The following is a 23,759-nucleotide window of genomic DNA, read 5'->3' as shown; positions in this document are numbered from 1 at the left end:
TCCGCCTGCTCGTGCACGTCTCGACGCAGGTTTGGTCCATGCCGGGTTCTTTGCCTTCGACGTGATCAGAGGGGGAAATGTGTATCCACGGGAAGTGCTGTTCGGGCGCATGCTGGGGTTGGTTACAGAGGAACAGCTGCGCGCACTGGGCAAGGCCACAGTGGCGATACCCGGTTGCGGCGGAACGGGGTACACGTATGCGGAGTGCCTCGCACGGATGGGCATCGGCAACTTCCGCCTCTCGGATACGGACCGTTTCGGGCCGGAGAACATGAATCGCCAATTCGGTGCGACAGTGGACACCGTCGGACGTCTGAAGTCCGAGGTGCTGGAAGAGCGCTTGCGCTCGATCAATCCGGAGATCACCGTCACGCGGTTCCCGGACATCGACGAAGACAATGTCTCCGACTTCGTCGCCGGCGCCTCGGCGCTCTGCGACACCATCGACTTCTTCGCCATGAACGAGCGTCGGATGCTGCACCGTCAGGCTCTCATTCACAAGGTGCCCACCGTGTTGTGCTGCCCGGTCGCCTACGGCGTGACGGGGCACTACTTCAACTATCACGAGAACGATCGAATCGACTTCGACGTCCTGTTCCACCAGTCCGATTCGAACGACGAGCAGCAGAACCTCGAGAACTTCGGAAACACACTCGCTCCGAACGCGTTGCATCGCGCCTATCTCGACGATCCGAATCTCGACTTCGAGAACCACAAGGTCGCCTCAGTGAGCGCCTCGTGCCTGCTGGCCACCTCGTGGGGGTCGATGCAGGCCGTGTGCGCAATCCTCGGACTGCCGTCCCAGTTCCGTCCCGTTCCCGAGATGTACGAGTTCGATCTTCGTGCAATGCAATTCGTTTCCAGCTCCATGTCCACGGCTGTTCTCGGCTGATCCCTTAGCGACCTTCGGAGATCTCATGGCATCCCTCTCTTCTGGCCTGCTCGAGCAGCCCGCCGAAATCAACGACCTACCCGAACTCCTCGACCGCGCATACACGTATGGCGACAGTGACGCCTTGCTGCGGGTTCAGCAGCGCCTTGCGGACGTTCATGCGCGTTCGTTCGAAATTCCTTCTTCCGTGCCCCGGACCGGCTTGGACACCTTGCGTTCCGACCTGCACTGTGCGTTGCAGATCGAAGAGCGCATGCTCTCATACGAGGACCGATTCATCGACCACGCCGCATGCCCGTCAACGTCCGGGGGCGGGCTCGAATTCGTGCGCAGTCTGAAATCGATCGTTCGCGAGCACCCAGCGAACCGGCACCCGTTCTACATCGAATTCCTGCCCGACAGTGCTGAAATCGGCGACATCGCCTACTACCTTGCGCAGGAGTCGGCGCTGGATCCGCGGTTCGACGACTTCATCGCTCTGATGCAAATCGGGATGTCCGTACGCCCGAAACTCGAACTGGCCGGCAACTACTGGGACGAGATGGGAAACGGTACCGAACCGCGCGTGCACACCGTGATGTTCCAGAACGCTCTCAACGAGGTCGGTGCCACCGACGACTTCATCCGCGAGAATCTCAGTGTCGACGCCATGGTATGCGGGAACCTCTCAGCCATGCTGGCATTGCGCAGGCCTTTGATCTTCCGTGCCGTGGGCAGCTTCGCCGTGACCGAATTCCTGTTTCCGCGCCGGTGCGCGCAGCTGCTCGAGGCGTGGCGGCGTAACGCGCTCTCCGTCGAGGGAATCGAGTACCACCGCGAGCACATCGGCATCGATGCGCGCCATGCGTCGGGGTTCTTCAAGAACGTCATCATTCCCTTGGTCGAGGAACGTCCCGAGGTGGCACCCGAGATCTATTGGGGCGCCGTGGCGCGCCTCAACTCGTCGCAGCGCTACCTCGACTCCACCCTGCAGACCCTGACCTACGGAAGTGCCCGATGAACACAGATCTCGCACAGCGCGGCTACGCACTCGTGGACGGCTTGTTCGCCACCGCCGAGCAGCTGATCTCCTATGAGAACTGTCCGCACGATCCGTTCATGGGCAACGGCACCCGATACAAGCGGTTTTCCCAGTTCAAGCTCGTCCACGATAGCGATGGTTGGGGCACCGAGTTGCTGCCGGCACGCGCCTACACCGCGCCAAAGGAGTTCAACCCGGTCGGTGGCGGATTCAAGCGCCCGTACGAGCCGCTCGAGGTGGACTTCAGCGGGATCGTCACCGAACTGGCGGACCAGCTCGGCCTCGACCGCACGACCGCCTGGCAGATCAACGTGCACCAGAACCGGAGCATCGCCGAACCCCGGCGCTCCGGCCAGCTGACTCCGGAAGGCCGGCACAAGGACGGTCACGAGTTCGTCACCATCAGCGCGTTCGCCCGTTCGAACGTCACCGGCGGCTGCACTCGGGTGTGGAGTGACGAGGAGGCCGGACAGCCGCTATGGGAACACACGATGACCCCCGGTCAAACGTTGCTGCTCGACGATCGGGCGGTCCTGCATGATGTGACCGACATCCAGGCGGCCACCGATGTCCGCGGCACCCGGGACATCCTCATCGTTGCCTACTCACGGTGGGACGAACGGTGGTACGGCGACGAGCACGACACGGCCGTGCTCGAACCGCACGTTGTCCCGGGCCGGATGTGATCGGCCGGCGAGGACATCACTTATGAGCATCTCCTTGTTCCTCGACGGGGCAGCCGGCACCACAGGTCTTCTGATCGAAGACCTGCTGCGACGCCATCACCCCGAGTTCGAAATCCTGCACTTGTCGGACGACGATCGAAAGGATCTCGCCGCCAAGCGCGCTCTCCTCGCCGAGGCCGAATGTGCGGTGCTGTGCCTTCCCGACGCCGCTGCGATGGAATCCGCTGCTCTGGCAGACGAACTGGGTGTGCGCGTGCTCGACGCCAGCAGTGCACACCGGGTGTCGGACGGTTGGGCATACGGGCTGCCCGAACTGGACCGCGGTGCCCAGCGACATCGGATCAGTGGTGCGTGGCGGGTAGCCAACCCCGGGTGCTACGCCACTGGGGCGCTCCTGTTGCTCAACCCGCTCTCGCGCGCCGGTCTCCTCCGCCGGAATGCGCACGTTCCCATCTTCGGAATCTCCGGCTACAGCGGAGGCGGTCGCGCGATGCTGCAGCGCTTCGAACGCGCCGGCGAGACCTTGCGCACCGGCAGCTACACCCACGACCACGAGCACAAGCACGTGCGCGAGATCGTGAGACACAGCCCACTCGGCCGCAAGCCACAGTTCGTACCGTCCGTCGGTGCCTTCGAACGCGGGATGTCGGTGACGATCACCCTCGGTCGCGAAGCCCTGACCGACGAGACCGACGCCGTCGCCGTCCTGAAGCAGTACGAACAGTCCTATGCGGACGAGCAATTCGTCCAGGTGCGCACCGCGCAACCGGATGACCCGAACGGTCTGCTCATGGTCGACGACGTTGTGGGCACCAATAACGCTGCCGTCTACTGCTTCGACGACGGCACCGACCTGACCTTGGTGTGCCACCTGGACAACCTCGGCAAGGGCGCGTCGCTGGCCGCAATTCAGAATCTGAACATCATGTTCGGCTACCCGGAAGGGCTCGGTATCGATGACCAGCACTGAGCATCTCCCTTTCACGAAGTACACCGCGCTGGGCAACGACTACCTCGTCTTCGACGGCGGTCACTTCGGCACGACCTTGGACGTACAGCAGATCGTCAGGCTGTGCGATCGCCGATTCGGTGTGGGCGCCGACGGTATTCTCGTCCACTGCCCGTCCCTGGCGAGCGGGCCGTTCCGAGTGCGCATCTTCAATTCCGACGGCAGCGAATGCGAGCGCAGCGGCAACGGATTGCGCATCTATGCTCAGTGGCTGCTCGATATCGGCGCAGTCGATCGCGATCGATTCGAGATCGACTGCCTCGCCGGAACGTCCCCGGTCGAGGTCAACAACGATGGCACGCTCACTGTGGCAATGGGACCGGCGGTGTTCGAGCCCCACGCGATCGGGCTGACCGACCCCTCGATCGATCCACAGCGGTTCGTGCTCGATACTTCCGCCGGCGCTCTCGACGTGACCGCATTGTCCGTCGGAAATCCACATACGGTCGTGTTCACCCCGGTCGAGCCCCATATCCAGAACACCCTCGGACCGCAGATCGCCACTCATCCTCTGTTCGCCTCCGGCACCAACGTCCAGTTCGTCGCACGGATCGACGCAGCCGGGATGGACATCGACATCTGGGAGCGTGGATCCGGCCGTACTCTCGCCTCGGGTAGCAGCGCGTGCGCCGCCGCGGCGGCCGCACTGTCGCGCGGTTCGACCACCGCCCCGGTGACCGTTCGGATGCCCGGTGGCCAGCTCACCGTCGATCGGCGCGGCACACAAATTTGGCAGACCGGACGAGCGCACCATGTGTTCGCGGGCACCGTCCGACCCCGCTCCCCGAAGGCGGTAGCTGCATTATGACCACACTGACTGTCCGTCACGCCACAGTCGCCGACGCGCAGCGCATATGCGAGATCTACAATCACGCAATCGAATCGCGTGCCAGTACGTGTGACCTCGAGTCGCGTGGCGTGCACGATATCGAAGGATGGTTCTCCGGAAGAGATTTCGGGTCCCGACCTATTTATGTGGCTGTCGACGATGGCACGGTCACCGGATATCTGTCCGTATCCGATTTTTGGAACGATCGTCCCGGTTACCGCGTCACCGCAGACTGCGGCGTCTATCTCGATCCGGCCTTCCAAGGTCGCGGGATCGGATCGACGTTGCTACGCACCTTCCTGGACGACGCTCCTCGCCTAGGCATCCGCACGGTCGTCACCAGCATGTTCGCCGACAACGCTGCGAGCGTCCAGTTGTTCGCCAGATTCGGTTTCGATCGCGTCGGCATGTGCACGGGGGTGGCGGACCTCGAAGGTGTCCGGAAGGACCTCGCTATCGTCCAACGAAGGATCACACCAGCATGACACTGACGATGCAGCAATGGATCTTCGTCGAGAGCTACGGTCGTTACACCCTCGATCTTGGTGACAGCAACGTCGAACTCGCGGACATTACCACTGTCCCGGGCTTCGCCGAGATCACCACCGTGCCACTCGGATATGGTCACCAGGCCGGGCTGCCCGAACTGCGTGCAGCTATCGCTGCGCGCTACCACAATGTCGACCCGGCAGACGTTCTTGTCTGCCACGGTGCCCAAGAGGCATTCTCCCTTCTGGTCCGCAGCCTCGAAATCACCGATCGCAGCGAAGCGGTAGTGATCGGGTCGGGCTGGAGCCAGCACACCTATTATCCGGCCGAGGTCGGGCTCTCGGTTGTGACGGTCGCACTCGATCCGTGTGAGCACACTCTGCTGGCTGCGGTCGCGGAGGCCGTGACCTGGCGAACGAAGGTCATCGTCGTCGCCACACCGGAGAACCCGACCGGTTGGACCGCGTCCCGCGACTTCATCGAAGCGGTCGCCGACATCGCCGATGCCTACGACGCCGTGCTCGTGGTCGACGAGGAGTATGTTTGCGATCCCGATATGTCGGCGGCGGGGATCTCCGACTGCGTTGCCGTCATCAGCGGGTTGTCGAAGCTGCACGGTCTGCCGGGGCTTCGTATCGGTTGGTGTATCGCCACTGCTGACCTGGTCGACCGCTGTACGCAGCGGAAGCACCTGACCACCATCTCCAACTCGGTACTGTGCGAGTCCATCGCGACGGCCGTCCTGCGCGACGGCGACCGGTTTCTCGCCCGAGCCCGCACCCTCTGTCGAAGTGGTGCTCGCACTCTGCAGGAATGGGCGTCTGTGCTCCCGCAGGTCAGCATCGTCAATGCTCGGGACGATCTGCCATTCGCGTGGCTTCGGATCGACAAGTCCCTCGACAGTCTCGCCGTGGCCCGACGGGCGCTTGATGAGGGTGTACTCGTCATCCCCGGGGAGGTGTTCGATCGGCCCGGGTATCTGCGTGTCGCCATCGCTCGGCCTCCCGTAGATCTCGACCGCGGCTTGAAGGTTCTGGCCCGAGCCGTGTGCGGTCCTCGATTGGATCTCCTCACGGCCGGAGGCCGCGCATGAACGATTCGGAACCGACCGCGTCATCCGGGACCATCGAACCAAGCGAGTCCGGCTGGGACATACGTTTATGGGCAGTCCTCGTCGTGGTGTGTGGTGCGTTGTTCCTCGATGGCCTCGACAGCGCCATGATCGGTGTGGCTGTACCGTCGATACAATCCGAGTTTGCGACATCAGCCAGCGCCGTGCAGTGGACCGTCAGCGCCTACGTTCTCAGCTTCGGCGGTCTGCTGCTGTTCGCCGGCAGGCTCGCCGATGCGATCGGCCGCCGTGTGGTCCTGCTCGTCGGCGTGGCGATCCTGCTTGCTGGATCTCTGCTCGGAACGTTCGCTACCACCGTCGAGTTGATCATCGTTGCCCGGTTCGGTATGGGTGTGGGCGCAGCGCTGACCGCACCAGCCGGGCTCGCGATCATCACCACGACTTTCCCTGAAGGACCAGCCCGAAATCGTGCCGTCGGCATCTACACGGCCTGCGGAGCCGTCGGCTTCTCGGCCGGCCTTCTCGGTGGCGGCCTGCTCAGCAGTGTCGGGGGGCGCTGGGGATTCGCGCTGTCAGTGGTGATGGCCGCTGTAGTCTGGGCCGGCGCAGTGACCTTCGTCCCCCCTGATCGACCAATCCGCACCGAGCGGAGAACATTGAACCTGCCCGGATCGCTCGCTCTTACTGCGACGATGCTGCTGCTTGTCTACACCGTGGTTGAAGCGCCACAAGCAGGCTGGACCTCGACGTCGACACTCGCCCTGGCAACCGGTGTGCTCGTTCTCGCCGCAGGGTTCGCATACACGGAACGGCGTAGCGTCGCACCTCTGTTCCCCCGGCACCTGTTCCGGGGGGGGGACTTGCTCTCCGCCGCTCTGTTCAGCGCTGCAATCATGGGAACCTACACAAGCTTTCAGTTCCTCAGTGCGCTATATCTGCAGCAGAACCTGCACTGGTCACCGCTGCAGATGGCGCTTGGGTTCCTCCCGTTGAGTGTCCTGGTGGCAATCATCGGACCTAAGGTCGGCGTATTGATCAGCGCTGTGGGAACCCGCCTCGTCATCGCTACCGGTTTCGGCATCTATGCAGTCGCGTACCTGTTGTTCCTGCGAATCGGCGGTGGGGGTTCGTTCTGGGATCTCGTCCTTCCCACTGTGGTGCTTGTCGGTTTCGCTTTCCCGATGAGTTTTACCGGCGCTTATGTGCAAGCCACCTCCGGAGTTCCCGATCGGGACCAGGGCGTGGCTGCCGCGGTTGCCCAGACCGGCTATCAGTTGGGCTCAGCGCTTGTGCTGGCGGTCGTGACACTCCGGCTCCCGCAGGGAACTTCGGTCGGTGTCGTAGCCACACCCGCCGACTATCGCGACGGGATGATTGTCGTCTGTGCTGTCGCTTTTGCTGCCTTCGCCTGTGCAGTTCTCCGCGTGGTCCGACCTCACCGGCGGGCTCACGCCGTCAGGGGGTCGGAGGACGTGTCCGCAGCAAAGGGGATGCCACGATGACCAACGAGCCGCTCTGCCACGTGCTGTCCGTGTTCGACATCGAGGCCGAACCGGTCACCGACGGCATTCTGCGGCGGCGCATTCATCGTTCGGATTTCGCGTCGAGTTGGCTGATCGAATTCGCCCCCGGCAGTTGTTGGCCCGAGGTCGGTTGTCACACCGGGAGGAATGGTACTACGTTCTTCGGGGCGAAATCCTTGAAGGAAATCGGTGTCATCCCGCAGGAACGTACGTCCGGTTCCTTCCCGGCTCCTCCCACCGTCCCCGCAGCCGTACCGGAGCTGTCATTCTCGGGATAACCCAGGAGCAAGCGGACTATCGGTCGGAGTAGTCACGGTACCTCTGAAAATCGCGAAACCGGCGGAGCACTGTTCGATCGGGTGCCCGTTGAGCGATCCCGACCTCTGGAGCCGCGTTGTAGGGGTCCCACGCACGAGTCGTGAACTCGTACCGGCCGGAATCGCTGGACACCGGGGAAGATGATCATCCGGGGAGACGACATCATGAAGCGCAGTACATTCATAATGCAACGCCATTTAACTGCATCGATGACACGTCCCCGCGCCATCGACGGTGGCAGTGCGGTCGCGTGCGCGGCACCCGCACGCCACGGCGATGAGCCGAATCACGGTCAGCAGACCCGCGCCGACACCGGGACCTGCCTGACCGGAAGCGGCGAACCACATCGCGAAGGCGACCTACAGCACCGCGATCATCATTCCGGTGGCGGTACGCGGCCGGAGCGGCGTCACATCGTCGGTGGGCATCACCACGGTTCCGGATGGGCTCGGGACGCAGCAGGGACATCGAGATCACGGGGCGGTACGGCGGTTTCCGTCACCGGGGGAACAGCGCGCACGGTCGAGGACCACCGCAGCCGACCGGCGCGCACCCCTTCATACTTGCGGCCTTGGGCGCGGGTGATCTCCCGCAACCGGTCCGCCTCGGCGAAGTGCACTAGCTGCCAGTCGCCGGTGACGAGTTCGGCGATCACCGGCGCCGGACCCCGACCGACACCGCCTATGCGGCGCGCGGTCTCGGCGAGAGCGTGCACATCGACCGAGTTTGCCACCGGATTCGATCCGGGTACCGAGAAGTGCTCCCGGCTCGTCCGCATTCCGTACATCCCCGCTCCTCGCTCCACGGACTCGACCGGAGCCGGGCCGTCTCCGGTCTGCACTTGCAGGTGCACAGTGTCGCCTCCACAGTCCTGCCGAGACGAGGGCGGGTCGATACCCGATCCGCACCGCCGCCGACAGCGCCTCTCTCGGTCCATGTCTGCATCGTGCACGACGTCGTTGTTCGCTACCGTGCCGAAGCATGGGCACGACCCTGCACGCACCTCACCCCTGGCCTGCCATCACCGCGGCCCTGCGCCGGCCCGGACCCCGGCGCGTCGCCATCGCCTACCTCGACCACACCGCGCCAGACCTGCTGCCGCTGCGCAGCGAGGGCCAGTTGATCGTCGACACCGCCCGCGCCGCCGTGCGCGCACACGCCACCTCCCCACCACCCTCGCCCACTTCCTCGACGCCGGCGTGCAGGTGCTGTCGACTGCGAACCTGCACACCGGCCTGATCGTCACCGCAGAGAAGGTGATCGTCGGCCCGGCCAGCGCCTCGCACGCCTCCACCGTCGCCGACAAAACCGCGCTGATCGCCGACGATCCCGGCGCCATCGCAGCAGCACATGCCTTCCTCGACCGTCTCGAGGACACCGTCGTCGACGAGGTGTTCCTCGACAGCGCCACCGCCATCTGGCAGATCGGCCGCGTCGTACCCCTGGCCGGGATCGGACCCGGGCTATCGCACCCACTGGGTCCGCGAGGACAACCCCGGTCCCGACCGCCGCACCCGTCTCCAGCCCGGCGACGTCGTGATCCGGATCAGCAACGACGACACCCGGCTGGACCCACCGGCCGTCGTCGCAACCGGCCCCCACCGCATCCCCCACACCCGCCACGCCCGCGCCGACCTCGACCCCATCGCCATATCCGACGCCACGCGCATCCTCACCGACCGCGGTCACTCGAACCCGCGCCTGCACCGCGACCACCGCATCATCTCTGCGAGCCTGCGCGCCGCGGTGCTGGCTCTGTGGAAGATGTGACCATCTTTGGACCGTTGACCGGCGGCCCACCCGGTACACCCCCACTGACATGCGTAAATGGCACGTCCCCTGCGCCTTACACTGCCGGCTGCATCGCCTCGGCGGCGAAGGCTTGTGTCCACCACTGGTCGACGTTGGCGTGCTCTTTCGGTAACGCCAGGGCCGGGGCGACGACGAAGTACCGCTCGACGGTCGGGAACACCGGGCCACGTTCGTGCTGGTAGACACGCACGATTTCCATCGTCCCCGATGTCCGGGCGAACCTTGTTCTGTGCGGCTCCGTCGGCCGCGAAGCGACCGAGGATGTTGTGCATGCTGGCCCGGGAGCCGCGGCCGCGGATGCGGACCGAGCGGGCGGCATCGCCGAGTTCGGTCGGGTCGGTCTTGCGGGGCCGCAGAATGCGGCGAATCTCGTAGATAGCGTGCTCGTGGCTCTCGAGGATTGCCTCGACGGCATCCAGGACGTTGTCGAGCTGGTGCTCGCGGAGCATCTCGATCAGGCGGCGGCCGCCGACGAGGCCCTGCGCTGGATTGAGCGCGAGTGCGAGGTGTTCCATCAACAGGGTTCTCGCGCCGACTTCGGGTGCTTCGGCATAACGAGCGAAGTTCTCGGCGCGACTGCTCTTGTTGGCAAAGCTGAACGGACAGAATGTGCACGCGCTCCTACCGACGCTGGTGCCGAGGATCGAGCGGGTGTAGTCGATCACGTCGGCGCGTGACCACCCCCAGTCGATCAACGGGTACTCGCCGGTGCGTCGGTCGGTGTTGAAGAGTGCCGCACCGACGACCGCGGCCGCCGCACCGACACCAGCGATCTCGGATCCGGGGCACCCATCGAGCGCCATTCCCACAGCGCCGGTGCTTCATCACCAGCGAGGCGAAACCACCATTGTGAAGTCACGAAAGGCCCCAGTTGCCGAGTGCGGGACATGACCGCCCATCCGCAGAACACGTATGCGGACCCATACACGGGCTTCCCGCGGTCAGGGATGTACTTCCGTCCTTCCCATCATCGAGGGATCGGCTACCTTAGCGGGCTACATCAGCGAGCGCTGGGCAGGGCGATGTGCCGGCCGGCCCGGATGATCCGGGACAGGTCCGTCCGCTGATCGAGGGCCCGGGTGTCGACAGGCGACCCGGCGTCGCGGAGCAGCAGGACACCCGCGTCGCGTTCGGTGACGGCCTGCGCGAGCAGACCCTCCTCGGCCTCCGCTCCCCCACCGAACCGGAGGCCGACATGGCAGTGCGCGTCGACGAGGCCCGGCAGGATCCAGCCGTCGGCGCAGAGCACCTCGGCGTCGCGGCCGGGCTCGGCCGTGAACGCTCCGTCGGCCCCGACGAACAGTTCGGCGGGTTCGCCGTCGGCCGACGACCGGCCTCACACGACGAAGGAACGCGCATCACCCTCGGTCACGGTCATCCCCGGACCGGCTCAGTTCTTGGGGAACTTCAGCTTCGACAGGTCGAAGTTCTCGAGTCCCGGAGGAAGCTCGTCGAGGCCCTTCGGCATCTTCGACAGGTCGGGCATCCCGGCGGGCATGCCGCCTGGGAGACCGGGGAAGCCGCCGGGCATACCGCCCCGCACCTTCGGCGGCGTCGGTCCGCGACCGCCCTTCTTCCCCTTCTTGCCCTTCTTGCGCTGATTCTTGCGTGCGCCCGGCATGCCCATCTGGCCGGCCATGGCCGTCATCATCTTCCGGGCCTCGAAGAACCGGTCGACGAGCTGGTTGACGTCGGAGACCTTCACACCGGAACCGTTGGCGATGCGCAATCGCCGCGAGCCGTTGATGATCTTCGGGTTGGCGCGCTCCTCCGGCGTCATGCCGCGGATGATCGCCTGGATGCGGTCGAGCTGCTTCTCGTCGACGTTGGCGAGGGCGTCCTTCATCTGCCCGGCTCCGGGCAGCATGCCCAGGAGATTGGCGATGGGGCCCATCTTCCGCACGGCCATCATCTGCTCGAGGAAGTCCTCGAGGGTGAGCTCGCCGGAACCGATCTTGTTGGCGGTGGCCTCGGCCTGCTCGGCGTCGAAGACCTGCTCGGCCTGCTCGATCAGGGTGAGCACGTCGCCCATGCCGAGGATGCGGCTGGCCATGCGCTCGGGGTGGAAGACGTCGAAGTCCTCGAGCTTCTCACCGGTGGAGGCGAACATGATCGGCTGGCCGGTGAGCTCGCGGACGCTGAGCGCGGCACCTCCGCGAGCGTCGCCGTCGAGCTTGGTGAGCACCACGCCGGTGAAGCCGACGCCCTCGCGGAACGCCTCGGCTGTGCTCACGGCGTCCTGACCGATCATCGCGTCGAGGACGAACAACACCTCGTCGGGCTGCACTGCGTCGCGGATGCCCGCGGCCTGCGCCATGAGTTCCTGGTCGATACCGAGGCGACCGGCGGTGTCGACGATGACCACGTCGTACTGCTTGTTGCGCGCCTCGGCGATGCCCTGCTCGGCCACGGCGATCGGGTCGGCGGCGGTGACTCCGAGTTCGTTCTCGCCTCCGCCGATGGAGGTGCCGGGATGGGGCGCGAAGACCGACACGCCGGCACGCTCACCGACCACCTGCAGCTGGGTCACAGCGCCGGGGCTCTGGAGGTCGCAGGCGACCAGCATCGGGGTGTGCCCCTGCGCCTTGAGCCACTTCGCGAGCTTACCCGCGAGCGTGGTCTTACCGGCACCCTGCAGACCGGCGAGCATGATGACCGTCGGCGGGTTCTTCGCGAACTGCAGACGACGGGTCTCGCCGCCGAGGATCCCGACGAGTTCCTCGTTGACGATCTTGACGACCTGCTGGGCCGGGTTGAGCGCGCCATGCACCTCGGCGCCCTTGGCGCGCACCTTGATCTTCTTGATGAACTCGCGCACGACGGGCAGCGCGACGTCGGCCTCGAGCAGGGCGAGGCGGATCTCACGGCAGGGCGCGTCGATGTCCGCGTCGGACAGCCGCCCCTTGCCGCGCAGGTCCTTCAGGACCCCTGTCAACCTGTCGGAAAGGGATTCGAACACCGAATGCGCTCCTGAGCTCTGACGAAGATGCGGACATTGCTGCGAACCAGGGTAACCGCTCCCGATCCCTCGCGATCGCGGGTGGCCACACCACAGCGCGGGCCACCCGCGCTGTCACGATCCGTCGGTCACGCTCTGTCGACGGGTGCGGGCGGCTCGGGAGCAGGCAGGACCGACAACAGTTCCTTCTCGAGATGTTCCCGGGAGACACGGGTGTGGGCACCGGCGAGATCGACGCAGAACGAGTCGATCACCGTCGAACCCAGCGTGCTCACCCGCGCCCACCGCACGTCGGCTCCGACACGCTCGAAGACGTCCGCGAGACGGCACAGCAGACCGATCCGGTCCTCCGACCGGATCTCGAGCACGACCTGGTCCGATTCGGATCCTTCGAACCAGATGATCCGCGGCGGCGCGAGAGCGGCGCTGACCGGAACCGCCCGGGCCGTTCGCTCGGGAAGCCGGCTCTCCCGTTCGGCGCGGTCCTTGGCCTCGAGGGCACCGAGGAGGTCGAGATCGCCGGAGCGCGCCCGCACGAGTTCCTGCCGGAGCAGGGCCGCTTCGGGCGGTGAACCGAATCTCGGAGCCACGACGAAGCTGTTGACCGTGCTGCCGGCGTGACTGCCGATCGAGGCCGACAGCACCCGCAGACCGTGCAGGGAGAGCACACCGGCCTCGTCGGAGAGCACGCCCCGCTCGTCGGGCGCGACGAAGGTCGCGGAGAAGCTGCGGCCGTCCTCGCGTGGTTCGAGCGCGACGTGCAGGGCGCCGTCCTCGGCGAGGTTCGCGAGGGCGGGATCGATCGGATCCGGTGCCGGCAGCTCGTCCCCCGCCATCATCATGCGGCAGCGGCGCACGAGTTCCCGGATCAGCGACGCCTTCCAGTCCCCCCACACCCCCGGGCCGGTGGCCTGCGAATCCGCCTCGGCCAAGGCGTGGAGCAGGTCGAGCAGCACCGGATCCCCGTCGAGGGCGCCGACGACCGCGGCCACGGTCTCCGGATCGTCGAGATCGCGGCGGGTCGCGGTGTGCGGCAGGAGCAGATGGTGCCGCACCATCGAGGTGAGCAGCGCCAGATCCGAAGGCCACAGGCCCATCCGCCGCCCGATCTGCAGGGCCAGTTCGGCACCGACCACGCTGTGGTCGCCGCCGCGTCCCTTCCCGATGTCGTGCAGCAATGCGCCGAGGACGAGCAGGTCCGGACGGGAGACCCGCGTCGTCAGTTCGCTCGCGTACACGGCGGTCTCGACGAGGTGCCTGTCGACGGTCCACGTGTGGACGGCGTCGCGGGGCGGCAGGTCGCGCACCGCACCCCATTCGGGGAGCAACCTCCCCCACAGTCCGGTGCGGTCCAGCGACTCGATGACGTCGACCGCGCGACGTCCCGAGCCGAGCAGCACCAGGAAGTCGTCGAGGGCTTCCCGGGGCCAGGGTTCGCGCAGCTCCGGTGCGTGATCGGCGAGTCGGGTGAGCGTGGCCGCCGAGACGGGCAGTCCGGCCTGCGCAGCGGCCGCCGCGACCCGCGTGATCAGGCCCGGATCGCGACGCGGATGCGCGTCGCGTGCGAGGGCGACCTCTCCCCCGTGCTCGACGACCCCTTCGTCGAGCGGACGCCGCACCGGTCCGCGGCGCAGACGCGACAGACCCTTGCGCGGCAGCGAATTGGCCGCGGTGCGCAGACCGACGTCGACGGAATAGCTGATCGTGCGGGCCGATTCGGTGAGCACCCGCGCAAGATCGAAACGGTCGCCGATCCGCAGCGCCGCGGCGATCTCGTCGGCGTCCTGCGCGCGCAGCTGGTCGCGGGAGCGGCCGGCGACGCGGTGCAGCTCGGTGCGTACATCGAGCAGTCGCCGGTGGGCGGCCGCGAGCCCGCCGCCCGGGACGTCGGGTCCGAGTCCTGGCATGCCGTCGGTGAGCTGCGCAACGGACAGGGCATTGAGCAACTGCACGTCCCGCAACCCGCCGCGACCGCTCTTGAGGTCGGGTTCGGCCCGGTGGGCGATCTGCCCGCTGCGCTGCCATCGCACCTCGGTCGTCTCGATGAGTTCGTCGAAGCGGGACCGGATGCCGGTGCGCCACTGCCGTCGCACACCACCGATGAGCAGATTGCTCAGCTGGGCGTCGCCCGCGATGTGCCGCGCCTCGAGCATTCCCAACGCGGCCGTCAGATCGGACGAGAACACCTGGAGGGCCTGGGGCACCGTCCGGACACTGTGGTCGAGCTTGATGTGCGCGTCCCACAGCGGGTACCAGAGCTCGTCGGCGACCTTCGACACGACGGACGGCGCCATGTCGTCGTGGAGGAGGATGAGATCGAGATCGGAGTACGGGAGCATCTCGCGGCGTCCGAGACCCCCGACGGCGACGATGGCGAAGCCTCCCTCGCGCTTGATGCCGAGTTCGGAGCCCTTCGTCGTCAACCAGAATTCGTGCAGGTCCACGAGGGCGTGGCGCAGGGCCACGGTGTCGAGGCGGCGGCTGCGGGGGCCGCCGGAGAGCAGGGTGTCGCGGGCGGCCGCCAGATCGGCGGCCCCCGCCGGTGCGGTTGTGCGGGCCGAGGACACCGAAGGCCCCGATCCCGCTGCCGAAGCAGCGCGATCAGGGCCTCGAGTGCCGGACCCCTGGGGGTCAGAGCGCATCCGAACCTCGTTCTCCGGTGCGGACCCGGACAACGGCTTCCACGGGCGTGACCCACACCTTGCCGTCGCCGATCTTGCCGGTACGGGAGGCCTCGACGATGGTCTCGACGACCTTGTCGACAGCGGAGTCGTCGATGACGACCTCGACACGGACCTTCGGCACGAAGTCGACGGAGTACTCGGCTCCGCGGTAGACCTCGGTGTGGCCCTTCTGGCGGCCGTACCCCTGCACCTCGCTGACTGTCATTCCCAGCACACCGGCCTGCTCCAGGCCTGCCTTGACGTCCTCGAGCGTGAACGGCTTGATGATCGCCGTGATCAGCTTCATATCCTCATCCTTCCCAGAGCCCGCTGGCCGCTGTCATCCCTGCTCACTGTCGTGGTCTTCTTATCACTTGAGAGCCGGCGCGAAGTCGTATGCGGATTCCGCATGTTCGGCTTCGTCGATACCGCGGGCCTCTTCCTCGTCGCTCACACGCCAGCCCATGGGCTTGAGTGCGAAGGCGATCACTGCGGTGACGACGGCGGTGAACACCAGGGCGACGACTGCGATGACGATCTGGATGACGAGCTGCTTGTAATCGCCACCGTAGAACAATCCGGTCTCGGTGCCGAGGAAGCCGATGGCGACCGTGCCCCACAGGCCGGACACGAGGTGGACACCCACGACGTCGAGCGAGTCGTCGTAACCGAACTTGTACTTCAGACCCACCGCGAGGGCGGACAGGACACCGGCGATGACGCCGAGGGCGATCGATCCGACCGGGCTCAGCGAGCCTGCAGCGGGGGTGATGGCGACCAGGCCGGCGACGGTACCGGACGCGGCACCGAGGCTGGTGGCCTTGCCGTCACGGATGCGCTCGGTGAGGAGCCAGCCGAGGATGGCGGCGGCGGTGGCGGTGGTGGTGTTGACCCAGGCCAGGCCGGCAGTACCGTCGGCGGCGAAGGCCGAACCGGCGTTGAAGCCGAACCATCCGAACCACAGCAGCGCGGCACCGAGCATGACGAACGGCAGGTTGTGCGGACGGAAGGCGGTGCGACCGAAGCCGGCACGCTTGCCGATGACGACGGCCAGGACGAGAGCGGCGATACCGGCGTTGATGTGGACGACCGTGCCACCGGCGAAGTCGATCGGCTCCACCGCGGCGCTGACTTCTCCGCCGTCCTCGACGGTGCCGAACATGGCCGCTGCGATGCTGTCCTCGGAGCCCGAGAGCAGGCCGCCACCCCACACCATGTGGGCGAGCGGGAAGTAGGCGCAGGTGACCCAGATGGCCGCGAACGCCATCCACGTACCGAACTTCACGCGCTCGGCCAGCGCACCGCTGATCAGGGCGGTAGTGATGATCGCGAAGGTCACCTGGAAACCGATGTCGATGATCTGCGGGTAGTTGCCCGAACCACTTGCAAGGAACTCACCATCCTCGCCGTACATGGCTCCCTGCAGACCGAACTGCTCGAAGGGGTTCGCGAAGATCCCGAGTACGCTCTCGTTGCCGTAGGACATCGACCAGCCCCACAGGACGTAGATGACCCCGATCACGGCCATCGCGCCGAAGGACATCATCATCATGTTGAGCACGGACTTGGAACGGGACATCCCGCCGTAGAAGAACGCCAGGCCCGGGGTCATCAGAAGCACGAGCGACGCTGCTATCAGCATCCACGCTGCGTCGCCGGTGTTCACCACTTCCTCCACTTGCAACCTCCCTGTAGGCCGCGCCGAGCGGCGCGTTGTCGAGGGAAAGCTTGCTGCCCGGATGTTTCCGTGGGGGCGCCGCGCTGTTTCGTGGGCGTGAACGCAGGAACCGACCTTGTTTCATCCTTGTTTCACACTTTTCGGACACCGCATCCCCACCGACGGAACCGGCCGCTGCCCGCATGAGCGGACAGCGGCCGGAACAACGGACGCGGTGCGGATCAGCCCAACAGGGCGTCCACGAAGGCTTCCGGTTCGAAGGGGGCGAGATCGTCGGCGCCCTCACCGAGACCCACCAGCTTCACCGGGACGCCGAGTTCGTGCTGCACCTGGAAGACGATGCCGCCCTTGGCGGTTCCGTCGAGCTTGGTGAGCACCACACCGGTGATGTCGACGACCTCGGCGAACACGCGGGCCTGCATCAGACCGTTCTGGCCGATCGTCGCGTCGAGGACGAGCAGAACCTCGTCGACGGCGGCCTTCTTCTCCACGACGCGCTTGACCTTGCCGAGCTCGTCCATCAGGCCGGTCTTGGTGTGCAGGCGGCCGGCGGTGTCGACGAGGACCGCGTCGACACCGTTGTCGATGCCCCTCGCGACGGCATCGAACGCCACCGCGGCCGGATCGGCGGCCTCCTTGCCGCGGACGACCTCGGCGCCGACGCGTTCGGCCCAGGTCTGCAGCTGGTCGGCGGCCGCGGCACGGAAGGTGTCGGCGGCACCGAGCAGCACCCGGCGTCCGTCCGCGACGAGCACGCGGGCGAGCTTGCCGGTCGTCGTGGTCTTTCCGGTGCCGTTGACACCGACGACGAGCAGCACCGCGGGATGGTCCTCGTGCGGGAGGGCCCGGATGGAGCGGTCGAGCTCGGGGCGGAGCTCATCGACAAGCACGCTGCGCAGCACGGCGCGGGCGTCGGCCTCGCTGCGCACGTTGTTCACGACCATCTCCTCACGCAGACGGTCGACGATCTTGGTGGTCGTCGCGGCACCGAGGTCGGCCACGAGCAGCGTGTCCTCGATCTCCTCCCAGGAGTCCTCGTCGAGATCGCCACCACCGAGCAGGCCGAGCAGGCTCTTGCCGACCGCCGACTGCGAGCGGGCCAGACGGCCGCGCAGGCGGACGAGGCGACCTGCGGTGGGTTCGATCTCCTCGATCGGGGCTGCCGGAGGAACAGCGGCCGGTCCGGCCGGTTCGACGATTTCCGGTTCGACGACCTCGGGTTCGGTGACCTCGGGTTCGGCAACGGTCTCTGTCGCCGGGGCGGGCTCGACCTCGGGCTCGACGGGCTCGGGAGCGGGACGCTCCGGCTCCGGGGCGACCTCGGGCTCGACCGGCTCCGGTTCGGCAGGCTTCGGCTCCGCAGGCTCCGGCTCGGGCTTGGGCTCGACCTTCGGCTCGGGCTTCGGTTCCGCCTTCGGCGCAGGCGCAGGTTCCGCCTTCGGCTCGGCGGGTGCGGGTGCGCTCGGCGGAGCTTCGGTGATCTCCTCCGGCAACGGCACCGTGCGGGGCGCCGGCTCCGGCTTCACCGCAGGCTTCGGTGCCGGTTTCGGCGCAGGTCGGGGGGCCGGCGCCGGTGGCGCGGCCGTGCCCTGCGAGAAACTGAATCCGCTCTGCGCCTTGTAACCGCCCGAGCGGTCCTTTGTCTCGGCGGAATCGAGCTGCGGGGTCTCGGGCGCCTTCAGCGACACCTGCCGCCGCCGGTAGAGGGTCAGACCGACGACGAGCGCGACGAGAACGACCGCCAGCGCGGCGGCGATGACTATCCAGGCTCCGGTACTCACGCACCCATACTGTCAGGCCTGGAGCTCTTCCTCCGGTTCGGGGACCGGTGTCGCGATCTCGCGTCCGCGCAGTCGCTGCGAGATGACCCGGGTGATGCCGTCGCCCCGCATGCTCACGCCGTACAGCGCATCGGCGACCTCCATCGTCGGCTTCTGGTGGGTGATGACGATGAGTTGGGACTTCTCGCGCAGCTGCTCGAACAGCCCGATCAACCGTCGCAGGTTGGTGTCGTCGAGCGCGGCCTCGACCTCGTCCATCACGTAGAAGGGCGACGGACGGGCCCGGAAGATCGCGACCAGCATCGCCACCGCGGTCAGGGATTTCTCGCCGCCCGACAGCAGCGACAGGCGCTTGACCTTCTTGCCCGGCGGGCGGGCCTCGACCTCGATGCCGGTGGTGAGCATGTCGCTCGGGTCGGTGAGCACGAGCCGCCCCTCACCGCCGGGGAACAACTTCGCGAAGACCTGTTCGAACTCGCGCTCGACGTCGGCGTACGCCTCGGTGAACACCTGCAGTATTCGCGCGTCGACCTCCTCGACGACAGCGAGCAGGTCCTTGCGGGCGCTCTTGACGTCCTCGAGCTGGGTAGACAGGAAGTTGTACCGCTCCTCGAGCGCCGCGAACTCCTCCAACGCGAGGGGGTTGACGCGTCCGAGCGTCGCGAGATCCTTCTCGGCGCGCTTGGCCCGCCGCTCCTGGGTGACCCGGTCGTAGGGCATCGGTTGGGGAGCGACGACCTGTTCGCCGCGTTCGCGGGCCTGCTCGTACTCGGCCATCTCCAGCGGCGTCGGCGGCAGCGGCACGTCGGGGCCGTACTCGGCCACGAGGTCGTCGAGGGCGATGCCGTGCTGCTCGAGGATGGTCTGTTCGAGTTGCTCGATCCGGAGCGAGGCCTGCGCCCGGGCCACTTCGTCGCGATGCACCGCGTCGGTGAGCTGGTCGCGCTGCACGGACAGTTCGCGGACGAGTTCGCGGGCCCGTTCGAGTTGCTCGGCGCATTCGGCGCGGCGCCGGTTCAGGTCGTCGCGCTGTGCGAGTGCCGTCGTCACGGCCACCTCGAGTTGTTCGGCGAGTCGCTGCCCTGATTCGGCCACCGCCGCGGCGACGGCCGCCGCCTGACGACGCGCGACGCGGGCACGTTCGGCACGAGCGCGGGCCTCGCGCTCGGCCTGCGCGGCGCGGCGGAGCGAATCCGCTTTGCCCCGAAGCGCTTCGGCACGTTCCTCGGCCGTGCGTGCCGCGAGTCGCGCCTCGACCTCGACGGCCCGGACCTCGGCGAGCGCGGACGCGGCCATCTCCCGCTCGGCGGCGGTGTGATCGGTGCCCGCACCGTCGCTACTTCCGGCCGAGTCGTCCTCGGCCAGGCGCAGTCGCTCCTCGAGCTCGACCAGCTTCTCCCGTGCCGCGTCGCGTTCCTTCTCTGCCTCCGTGCGTTGGGCTGCGAGGCGTCCGGATTCGGCGTGAGCGGTGCGTGCCGCCTGGCCGAGCCGACCGAGTTGTTCGTAGACGGCCGACATCGCCGCGTCGGACTCGTTGAGCGCGGCAAGGGTCTGTTCGACGTGTTCGGCGCGTTCGGCCTGTTCCGCGAGTGCGCCCGCGAGGGCTGCGGCCAGTTCCTCGGAGCGACGTTCGGCCTGTTCGAGGCCGGCACGGGAAGTATCGATCGCCGCCTGGATCTCGAGGGTGCTCGGGGCGCGGTGCGAGCCGCCGACCACCCAGCCCGCGCCGGCGAGGTCTCCTCCGCGCGTCACGGCGCGCAGATCGGGCCGGGCAGCGCAGACCCCGAGGGCAATGGGCAGGTCGTCGACCACGACGGTGCGGGCCAGCAGGCCGTCGACGCCTCCGCGCAGGTCGGCGGGGCACTCGACGACCTCGCGGAGCCATCGGGCACCGGACGGCAGGTCGCCGGTGTCGGTGGGACCGGCAGTGCCGGGCAGGACGAATGCCACCCGGCCCTGGTCGGCTTCGGCGAGCGCTGCGACCGCCGAGATCGCGGCGTCGGCCGACTCCACCTCGAGGGCGTCGGCCGCGGCGCCGAAGGCAGCTGCGACGGCGGCCTCGTATCCCGAGGACACCCGGAGCCGGTCGGCGAGGCGCCCCACGAGTCCGTCGCCGGAACGCGTGTCGATCAGCCAGGCCGCGCCGTCGGTGCGTTCGAGTCCCAGCGACAGGGCTTCGATACGGGCGCCGAGCGAGGCGACCACCTTGCCCGCGGCGCGTTCTGCCTCCTGGAGTTCGGTGACCCGCTCGTCGGCGAGCCGCTGTGCTTCCAGCGCTCGTTCGTGCTGCGCGTCGGCGTCGATCTCACCGGCGTCGAGATCGTCGATGCGTGCCTGAGCGGTCTCGAACTCGGCCTGTGCGGCGACGCCGCGGAGCCGGGCCTCCTCGATGGCGACGGTCAGGCGTGCGATCTCCGCGTCGATCGATTCGGCGCGGGTGCGCATCGTCTCGACCTGGCCTGCGAGACGCGCGAGGCCCTCGCGCCGGTCGGCGACGGCACGCACCGCGGCCAGATGTGCGCGTTCGGCGGCCGCTGCAGCCTCCTCCTGCGCGGCGAGCTGCTCGCGGGCCGCCTCGAGGGCTCCGTGCGCGATCTCGACGGCCTCGACCAGTTCCGCTTCCTCGGCGGCGATCCGGTCGGCACGGGCTTCCATCTCGTCGGGATCCTGACCGGAACGGTCCTCGGGTTCGGCGTGCAGGTGCCGGGCGCGTTCCTGCGCGACCCGCACGGTCGCCGAGACGCGCTCGGCGAGGGCGGACAGGCGGAACCAGGTCTGCGACGCCGCTTCGGCACCGGGGGTGAGCTGCGCGAGGGCCTGTTCGTGGCGGGCGAGTTCGGCGTTAGCGTCGTCGAAGGCCGCGAGCACGGTGTCGAGCCGCTCCCGGACCATCTTTTCCTGCTCGTCGTGCCCGGCGAGTTCGGCGCGGCGCGTGACGAGGTCGTCGGCGGCCAGACGTAACCGCGCGTCGCGCAGGTCGGCCTGGATGGTCTGGGCGCGACGCGCGACCTCGGCCTGCCGGCCGAGCGGTTTGAGCTGGCGGCGCAGCTCGGCGGTGAGGTCGGTGAGGCGCGCGAGGTTGGCCTGCATCGAGTCGAGCTTGCGCAGCGCCTTTTCCTTGCGCTTGCGGTGCTTGAGGACGCCGGCGGCCTCCTCGATGAAGGCGCGTCGGTCCTCCGGGCGGGATTCGAGGATCGCGGCGAGGCGGCCCTGACCGACGATGACGTGCATCTCGCGGCCGATACCGGAGTCGGACAACAGTTCCTGTACGTCCATGAGACGGCAGGAACTGCCGTTGATCTCGTATTCGCCCGCGCCGTCGCGGAACATGCGGCGAGTGACGGAGACCTCGGAGTACTCGATGGGCAGCGCACCGTCGGAGTTGTCGATGGTGAGCGTGACCTCGGCGCGTCCGAGCGGCGGGCGGCCGGCGGTTCCGGCGAAGATGACGTCCTGCATCTTGCCGCCGCGCAGGGCCTTGGCGCCCTGCTCCCCCATCACCCAGGTGAGTGCGTCGACGACGTTCGACTTGCCGGACCCGTTGGGGCCCACCACACAGGTGATACCCGGTTCGAAACGGAGAGTCGTCGACGAGGCGAAGGACTTGAAGCCCTTCAACGTCAGACTCTTGAGGTACATGGGTGAGAACTCTACCGGCGGGTTGTGACCGCTTTCCTAGGCCGGGTGCACCGCGCGGACCGTCCCGTCGAAACCGGTCGTGTACAGGACGTTCGGGTCCCAGCCCGGTCCCGAACCGAAGGCGAGCGAGGACATCAGTGGGATGCCCTCGGCGATGCGGCAGCTGTGCCCGGTCGCCGGATCGACCCGCAGGACCGCGCCGGCGAGGTTGAGCGCGATGTACAGCGCGCCGTCGGGACCGATCGTGAGGTCGTCGGGCATAGAGAGCAGCCCCGGCCCGGGCAGGTCGATGCTGCGCACGGGTCCTTCGAGGTCGCGTGCGTCGAGGATGTGGAGCCGGTTGACGTTCTCGAAGGTCGTCACGGTGTAGACGGTGTCGCCGTCGACGGCGATGCCGTTGACGGATCCGAGATCGGTACGGACGACGCGGGCCTCGCCACCGCCGGCGGGCACGAGGGTGAGTCCGACCTCGCCGAGATCGCGTGAGGTGAGCATCGATCCGTCCGACAGCTGGCCGAGGCCGTTGGGCATGACCAGCCCGGTGCCGTGGGTGCCGCGTTCACCCGTGTCGAGGTCGAGCGTGTCGATCGTGCCGTCGGCGATCCCGGCCAACCCCGAGACGGTCGTGTTGCCCACGTTCAGGTACACGGTGGGAACGTCGACGACGATGCCGCCCGGACCGGTCACCTCGGACAGCACGGTGGTCACGCTGCCGTCGGGAGTGATCCGGCGCAGCGCTCCGGGGCCGACGAAGGAGGTGTCCGAGACGAGCAGACCGCCCCGCTCGTCGAACGCCAGGTTCTCGAGGACACCGAGCCCCGACGCGACCGTCGTGACGGACCGCGGTGCGCAGGCAGCCGGAACGAACGCCGCCGGTGCTGTGGCAGCGGGACCGGCCGCCGCCGGTGCTGCGGCAGTGGGACCGGCCGCCGCCGGTGCTGCGGCCAGGGGTGCCACTGCCACAGCGGCGGCTGCTGCCGCCACCATCGTCGAACGTGCACGCCTGCCCATATGTCTCCCCCTCGCCGACCGCGACCCCCCGGCCGCTTGCACCCGATCGGGGCAGGATACCAAGCCGAACGGACAAACAGGACGGATGTCAGCGTTCGACGAAACCGTCGAGGTCGCCGCGCGCGGGATCCCACGATTCGACGACGAGCCGCACCTCACCGGGGGTGTCGCCGGATCGCAGCCACGCGAGGAGCTGTTCGAGTGCCGGCCGGGGGCCTTCGGCCACGACCATGACGCGACCGTCGGGATGATTCGTCGCGTGCCCGACGAGACCGAGTTCGAGTGCGCGGGCACGCGTGAACCAGCGGAAACCGACCCCCTGGACGCGGCCGTGCACCCACGCCGTGAGCCGTTCGACGTCTGCGGGGGCGCTCATC

At 67.5% G+C, this 23,759-nt stretch carries 22 protein-coding genes and 1 pseudogene; 12 read left to right on the top strand and 11 right to left on the bottom strand.

Going from position 1 to position 23,759, the window contains the following annotated elements:
* The first annotated feature begins 79 nt into the window (after window positions 1-79).
* Genes IM25_RS15015 through IM25_RS26920 form a run of 9 tightly spaced genes read left to right on the top strand, consistent with a single transcriptional unit; the run spans window position 80 to window position 7,799 of the window.
* Window positions 80-892 carry a ThiF family adenylyltransferase gene (locus IM25_RS15015; RefSeq protein WP_198162495.1) on the top strand — a complete coding sequence of 271 codons (813 nt, stop codon included), beginning with the start codon at window positions 80-82 and terminating at the stop codon, window positions 890-892.
* 25 nt (window positions 893-917) lie between these two features.
* Window positions 918-1,892: an iron-containing redox enzyme family protein gene (locus IM25_RS15010; protein WP_230826425.1), complete on the top strand. Its 975-nt coding sequence runs from the start codon at window positions 918-920 to the stop codon at window positions 1,890-1,892.
* On the top strand, window positions 1,889-2,599 hold the full coding sequence (locus IM25_RS15005) for a 2OG-Fe dioxygenase family protein (RefSeq protein WP_006551232.1): 711 nt from the start codon (window positions 1,889-1,891) through the stop codon (window positions 2,597-2,599). The genes IM25_RS15010 and IM25_RS15005 overlap by 4 nt, the downstream gene beginning before the upstream one ends.
* Window positions 2,600-2,621: 22 nt before the next feature.
* A complete protein-coding gene (gene argC / locus IM25_RS15000; protein ID WP_033096491.1) occupies window positions 2,622-3,569 on the top strand; it encodes an N-acetyl-gamma-glutamyl-phosphate reductase in 948 nt (315 codons plus the stop codon).
* Entirely contained in the window at window positions 3,556-4,416 is an 861-nt protein-coding gene (gene dapF, locus IM25_RS14995; RefSeq protein ID WP_033096490.1) for a diaminopimelate epimerase, read from the top strand. Before argC ends, dapF begins: the two co-directional genes overlap by 14 nt.
* Window positions 4,413-4,922 carry a GNAT family N-acetyltransferase gene (locus IM25_RS14990; RefSeq protein WP_006551229.1) on the top strand — a complete coding sequence of 170 codons (510 nt, stop codon included), beginning with the start codon at window positions 4,413-4,415 and terminating at the stop codon, window positions 4,920-4,922. The genes dapF and IM25_RS14990 overlap by 4 nt, the downstream gene beginning before the upstream one ends.
* Entirely contained in the window at window positions 4,919-6,019 is a 1,101-nt protein-coding gene (locus IM25_RS14985; RefSeq protein WP_019289092.1) for a pyridoxal phosphate-dependent aminotransferase, read from the top strand. Before IM25_RS14990 ends, IM25_RS14985 begins: the two co-directional genes overlap by 4 nt.
* Window positions 6,016-7,500, top strand: coding sequence for an MFS transporter (locus tag IM25_RS14980; RefSeq protein WP_065996147.1), 1,485 nt, complete (start codon window positions 6,016-6,018; stop codon window positions 7,498-7,500). The genes IM25_RS14985 and IM25_RS14980 overlap by 4 nt, the downstream gene beginning before the upstream one ends.
* Window positions 7,497-7,799 carry a hypothetical protein gene (locus tag IM25_RS26920; RefSeq protein ID WP_231913179.1) on the top strand — a complete coding sequence of 101 codons (303 nt, stop codon included), beginning with the start codon at window positions 7,497-7,499 and terminating at the stop codon, window positions 7,797-7,799. The genes IM25_RS14980 and IM25_RS26920 overlap by 4 nt, the downstream gene beginning before the upstream one ends.
* Window positions 7,800-8,266: 467 nt before the next feature.
* Here IM25_RS26920 and IM25_RS14970 read toward each other — a convergent pair whose 3' ends face one another.
* The gene (locus IM25_RS14970) at window positions 8,267-8,626 is read right to left on the bottom strand and encodes a hypothetical protein (RefSeq protein WP_033096489.1); all 360 of its coding nucleotides are present in this window, start codon (window positions 8,624-8,626) and stop codon (window positions 8,267-8,269) included.
* 194 nt (window positions 8,627-8,820) lie between these two features.
* Here IM25_RS14970 and IM25_RS27490 point away from each other — a divergent pair, with 194 nt between their 5' ends.
* Together IM25_RS27490 and IM25_RS27485 are read left to right on the top strand one after the other, a co-directional pair.
* Window positions 8,821-9,078 (top strand): hypothetical protein, encoded by a 258-nt coding sequence (locus IM25_RS27490; RefSeq protein WP_264721985.1) that lies wholly within the window; start codon window positions 8,821-8,823, stop codon window positions 9,076-9,078.
* A gap of 297 nt (window positions 9,079-9,375) precedes the next feature.
* Window positions 9,376-9,609 (top strand): hypothetical protein, encoded by a 234-nt coding sequence (locus IM25_RS27485; protein WP_052039964.1) that lies wholly within the window; start codon window positions 9,376-9,378, stop codon window positions 9,607-9,609.
* Between the two features lie 76 nt (window positions 9,610-9,685).
* On the opposite strand, the gene IM25_RS26100 is transcribed toward IM25_RS27485, so the two are convergent.
* Window positions 9,686-9,841, bottom strand: coding sequence for a hypothetical protein (locus tag IM25_RS26100; RefSeq protein ID WP_024100467.1), 156 nt, complete (start codon window positions 9,839-9,841; stop codon window positions 9,686-9,688).
* A 190-nt stretch (window positions 9,842-10,031) separates the two neighbouring features.
* On the opposite strand from IM25_RS26100, the gene IM25_RS26095 reads away from it, so the two are divergent.
* Window positions 10,032-10,328, top strand: a complete 297-nt coding sequence (locus tag IM25_RS26095; RefSeq protein ID WP_156665151.1) for a hypothetical protein — start codon at window positions 10,032-10,034, stop codon at window positions 10,326-10,328.
* Between the two features lie 335 nt (window positions 10,329-10,663).
* Here IM25_RS26095 and IM25_RS14955 read toward each other — a convergent pair.
* From IM25_RS14955 to IM25_RS14915, 9 genes and pseudogenes are all read right to left on the bottom strand, one after another.
* Window positions 10,664-10,954: pseudogene (locus IM25_RS14955) on the bottom strand (amidohydrolase family protein); the annotation flags it as partial.
* Window positions 10,955-11,041: 87 nt separating this feature from the next.
* Entirely contained in the window at window positions 11,042-12,610 is a 1,569-nt protein-coding gene (gene ffh, locus IM25_RS14950; protein WP_065996146.1) for a signal recognition particle protein, read from the bottom strand.
* Window positions 12,611-12,738: 128 nt separating this feature from the next.
* The gene (locus IM25_RS14945) at window positions 12,739-15,252 is read right to left on the bottom strand and encodes a [protein-PII] uridylyltransferase (RefSeq protein WP_024100623.1); all 2,514 of its coding nucleotides are present in this window, start codon (window positions 15,250-15,252) and stop codon (window positions 12,739-12,741) included.
* Window positions 15,242-15,580, bottom strand: a complete 339-nt coding sequence (locus tag IM25_RS14940) for a P-II family nitrogen regulator (protein ID WP_006551220.1) — start codon at window positions 15,578-15,580, stop codon at window positions 15,242-15,244. Before IM25_RS14940 ends, IM25_RS14945 begins: the two co-directional genes overlap by 11 nt.
* A 63-nt stretch (window positions 15,581-15,643) precedes the next feature.
* Window positions 15,644-16,951, bottom strand: a complete 1,308-nt coding sequence (locus IM25_RS14935; RefSeq protein ID WP_006551219.1) for an ammonium transporter — start codon at window positions 16,949-16,951, stop codon at window positions 15,644-15,646.
* A gap of 221 nt (window positions 16,952-17,172) precedes the next feature.
* Window positions 17,173-18,732 (bottom strand): signal recognition particle-docking protein FtsY, encoded by a 1,560-nt coding sequence (ftsY, locus tag IM25_RS14930; RefSeq protein WP_033096487.1) that lies wholly within the window; start codon window positions 18,730-18,732, stop codon window positions 17,173-17,175.
* A gap of 12 nt (window positions 18,733-18,744) precedes the next feature.
* Complete coding sequence (smc, locus tag IM25_RS14925) at window positions 18,745-22,371, bottom strand: chromosome segregation protein SMC (protein WP_033096486.1); 3,627 nt, start codon at window positions 22,369-22,371, stop codon at window positions 18,745-18,747.
* 36 nt (window positions 22,372-22,407) lie between these two features.
* The gene (locus tag IM25_RS14920; RefSeq protein WP_084295021.1) at window positions 22,408-23,382 is read right to left on the bottom strand and encodes an SMP-30/gluconolactonase/LRE family protein; all 975 of its coding nucleotides are present in this window, start codon (window positions 23,380-23,382) and stop codon (window positions 22,408-22,410) included.
* An 88-nt stretch (window positions 23,383-23,470) separates the two neighbouring features.
* The gene (locus IM25_RS14915; RefSeq protein ID WP_019289083.1) at window positions 23,471-23,758 is read right to left on the bottom strand and encodes an acylphosphatase; all 288 of its coding nucleotides are present in this window, start codon (window positions 23,756-23,758) and stop codon (window positions 23,471-23,473) included.
* Window position 23,759 lies beyond the last annotated feature (1 nt).

This window comes from Rhodococcus sp. p52 (genome assembly GCF_000763325.2).
Classification (GTDB): domain Bacteria; phylum Actinomycetota; class Actinomycetes; order Mycobacteriales; family Mycobacteriaceae; genus Rhodococcus; species Rhodococcus pyridinivorans.
This window is presented reverse-complemented; position numbering and strand designations above follow the sequence as displayed.